Origin of the sequence: Brevundimonas sp., from assembly GCF_031082345.1 — a bacterium.
GTDB lineage: Bacteria > Pseudomonadota > Alphaproteobacteria > Caulobacterales > Caulobacteraceae > Brevundimonas.
The window spans coordinates 967-4,609 of record NZ_JAVHLH010000223.1; the positions used below are offsets into that span (position 1 = coordinate 967).

General features: G+C 63.5%; 4 protein-coding genes. All 4 read right to left on the minus strand.

Annotated features, from left to right (window positions below):
* Positions 1–41: 41 nt before the first annotated feature.
* Positions 42–1,382, minus strand: coding sequence for a nucleotide sugar dehydrogenase (locus RDU12_RS12635; protein WP_300289164.1), 1,341 nt, complete (start codon positions 1,380–1,382; stop codon positions 42–44).
* Positions 1,383–1,391: 9 nt separating this feature from the next.
* Positions 1,392–2,522: a DegT/DnrJ/EryC1/StrS aminotransferase family protein gene (locus RDU12_RS12640; RefSeq protein WP_300289163.1), complete on the minus strand. Its 1,131-nt coding sequence runs from the start codon at positions 2,520–2,522 to the stop codon at positions 1,392–1,394.
* 12 nt (positions 2,523–2,534) lie between these two features.
* On the minus strand, positions 2,535–3,416 hold the full coding sequence (locus RDU12_RS12645; protein WP_300289162.1) for a UDP-3-O-(3-hydroxymyristoyl)glucosamine N-acyltransferase: 882 nt from the start codon (positions 3,414–3,416) through the stop codon (positions 2,535–2,537).
* 32 nt (positions 3,417–3,448) lie between these two features.
* Positions 3,449–3,643 (minus strand): hypothetical protein (locus tag RDU12_RS12650; protein WP_308684917.1); only part of this gene is annotated, 195 nt, incomplete at its 5' end.

Below are 3,643 nucleotides of genomic sequence, written 5' to 3' on the forward strand. Positions count from 1 at the left end.
ACCGCCGGATCGCCTTCGTCTGCCGACAGATCCGGATTGCATCATGCCTTGACGACCTTCGGGTGTGCCGCCCGATACTTGCCGCGCGTATCGATGATCAGGTCGGCGTGCTCCAGAATAGCGTCGTAGTCGAACTCCGAGTGGTCTGTCAGGAGGACGACTGCATCAAAGGACGCCAGGTTGTCAGGGGTCAGCTCAACAGAGTTCAGTGCGAAGTTGTGTTCGCGCATCTTCGGGAAGCTCGGCGCATACGGGTCGGAGTATTCCACCACGGCCCCGCGAGCGCGGAGAATCTCCATGACAAGAACCGAAGGCGACTCCCGGGTGTCGTCAACGTCCCGCTTGTATGCGATCCCGAGAGCGAGGATGCGGCTACCCTTCAGCGACTTCCGGCGATCGTTGAGCGCCTCTGCGATCTTTGTCGCCACCCACTCCGGCATCTCGCGATTGATCTCTCCCGCGAGCTCGATGAAATGGGTCGAAAGACCGTACTCTCGCGCCTTCCAGGTCAGGTAGAACGGATCGATCGGGATGCAATGCCCACCCAGGCCCGGCCCAGGATAATAGGCGGTGAACCCGAACGGCTTGGTCGCCGCAGCGTCAATCACCTCGAAGATGTCGATCCCCATGCGGTCGCCGATGATTTTCATCTCGTTGACGAGGCCGATATTGACCGCGCGATGGATGTTCTCCAGCAGCTTGGTCAGTTCGGCGGCCTGGGTAGAGGACACCGGCACCACCTGGTCGACCGCGGCGGCGTAGAGGTGCTCGCCGACCTTGCGACAGCCCGGTGTCGAGCCGCCCACCACTTTCGGAATGGAATGGGTGCTGAAATTCGGGTTCCCGGGATCTTCGCGCTCGGGTGAGTACACAAGGAAGAAGTCCTCCCCGATCTGAAGGCCGCGCCCTTCGATGAAGGGACGCAACACCTCCTCGGTCGTACCGGGCCAGGTCGTGCTTTCGAGCGACAGCATCTGGCCGGGGCGCAGATGCGGCGTAATCGCCTTCATGGTCTCGACGATAAAGGACAGGTCTGGCTCGCGATGCCGGCTCAACGGTGTCGGCACACAGATGATGATGGCGTCGACTTCGGTGATGCGCGAAAAATCAGTCGTCGCGCGGAAACCGCCGGCCGACATGGCTGCGATGTCTTCGGCGGAAATGTGCTTGATCGGGCTTTCGCCAGCATTCAGCGTCGTGATGCGTTCGTCATCGATATCGAAACCGATGATCGGGAAACCGACCTCATGGAACCGCAGCGCCAGCGGGATGCCGACATAGCCCAGCCCAATAATGCCGATGCGCGTTTCTCTGCGCTCCAGCCGGCCGATGAACTCATCAACCGCTTGGGCGGAAGAGGGGGAGATCGAAAATTCAGTCACGAGTGGCGCTCAAGCGTTGGGATTGATTGCGGAAAGGAAGGCGTCGGACACCATGTCGATTTCGGCGACCGAGAGATAGGGGTGCATGGGGAGGCTTAGCACGAGGTGGGAAAGCCCCTCGGCCACGGGGAGTGAACCCTCGCCACCGCCGTATTCGATATAGGCCGGCTGAAGATGCATCGGGCGGGGGTAATAAACGTTCGACGGAACCCCCGCCGCCTTGAGGCGGGCCTGGACGCCGTCACGGTCAGGAACCTTGACCGTATACTGGGCCCAGGCGAAGCGATCATCTCCCTCGGCGGCCTGCGGCGTGGCCACATGGTCCTTCAGGCGCGCGGTGTAGCGTTGGGCGACCGCGTGCCGCTTCTCAAGCTCGTCACCGAACACCGCCAGCTTGGGCAGGAGAACGGCGGCTTGAAGGGTGTCGAGACGGCTGTTCACGCCGACGCGAACGACATCGTACTTCTCGTGGCCCTTGCCGTGAAGGCAGATCGAGCGGATCGCGTCGGCGATACGGTCGTCGTCCGTGAACACCGCTCCACCGTCGCCATAGCAGCCCAGGGGCTTGGCCGGGAAGAAGCTGGTGGTGGTGACATCCGCCATGCCGCTGCCGACACGGCGCCCCTTGAAGCTGGCGCCGAATCCTTGCGCAGCATCCGAGATGAAGGCCAGGCCGTGCCGGTCAGCCAGGGCCCGGGCCCGGTCGTAGTCCACGGGAAGTCCGAAGAGATCGACGGTCAACAGGGCGGCCGGTCTCAGGACCCCGCCGTCCCGGGTCCGCACGATCGCGGCCTCCGCGCTTTCAAAATCAATGTTGAAGGTGTCAGGGTCGGAGTCCACAAACACGGGTCGGGCGCCCAGGAGCAGGATCACCTCGGCGGTGGCCGTGTAGGTGAAGCTGGGGACGAAGACCGCGTCACCGGGACCGACGCCGAGCGCCATCAGCGCCAGTTGCAGGGCATCCGTGCCGTTGGCGCAGGTGACGACCCGGCGCGCGCCGCTGAAATCGGCCAGCGCAGCCTCGAGTTCGCGGACTTCCGGGCCCTGGATGAACGCCTGGGCCTCAAGCACGCTCTGAATCCGGGCGTCGATTTCAGGTTTGAGGAGGGCGTACTGGGTCTTCAGGTCGATGAACTGCATGGGTATTCCAGATTAGCGGACGGAGCGGAGGTGGGTCAGGAATCGGTCATGTGGTATGGCGAAGTTGCCGCTGACCGTCGCGCCAGGCGCGACATCACGTGTCACGACTGCGCCGATGCTCACCTTGGCCCGTTCACCGATGCGTGCACCGTTAACGATAACGGATGACGGTCCGATGTAGGCGTGGTCCCCTATCTCCACCCGTCCGAGTATGTTGACGAGGGCGCAGATCTGGACCCGACGTCCGATCTGAACGTCGTGGGCGATATAGACGAGGTTGTCGACCACTGTCTCTTCGCCAAGCGTCGTTTCGCCGCCAAACAGCGCGCGGGCCACGCAAACATTGGCCAGAAGCTCGACGAACGGCTTTAGCCGGACCCCGCCCAGCTGCGGAATGATGCGCTGGCGACCGCCGATTATTCCGGTGTTGAAGCCTGGAACGCCGAGGGTCACGCCGGGGTGCAGCACACAGTCGTCCTCGAGCCGGACGCCGGGAAGAATGGTTGCACCCGGACCAATGTGGCAGCGAGGCCCGATCTCGACCCCATAGCCCGCGATCCGAGCCGCAGGGTCGATATGGGCGCTGGCGTCAATGACGTTGGGTTGCGCCTTCAACTCAGCCTCGCGAGCCTCCGCGCAGAAGGCGTGGACTTCCGCATGGGCCTCATCGGGTCGGTCGGCGACCGCGACGGCCAGTCGCTGATCAAGTCCGTCAGCGATTTCGCGCGTGGTGATAACGGCAGTGACGCGCGGATTGCTGTTGACCTCGTCCAGATACTTCGCCGAACGCAGGGGCACGCAGAGGCCGTCCAGGCGCGTCGACAATTTTCCCGTAACGGCGAAAGCGCCGTCACGCAGCACCGCCAGCCCCGCGAGGCCGGCGAACTGGGCCATGCGAAAATCGGCCGCCTGATCGGGAGACGACTTCACGCGGGAGCCTGCGACGCCCGTTCAGCGGCCTGAAGCAGCTGCAGAACTGGAATGGCCTCAGCCGGCCCGGTCGGGGACGAAGCTTCGCCGCGAACACACGCAAGGAAAGTGCGCATTTCGGCTTCCAGCGGCTCATCGGAAGGATAGGGCACGGGCGTCCCTTCCTGCTTCACGAACCGGGGCGAGGCCGC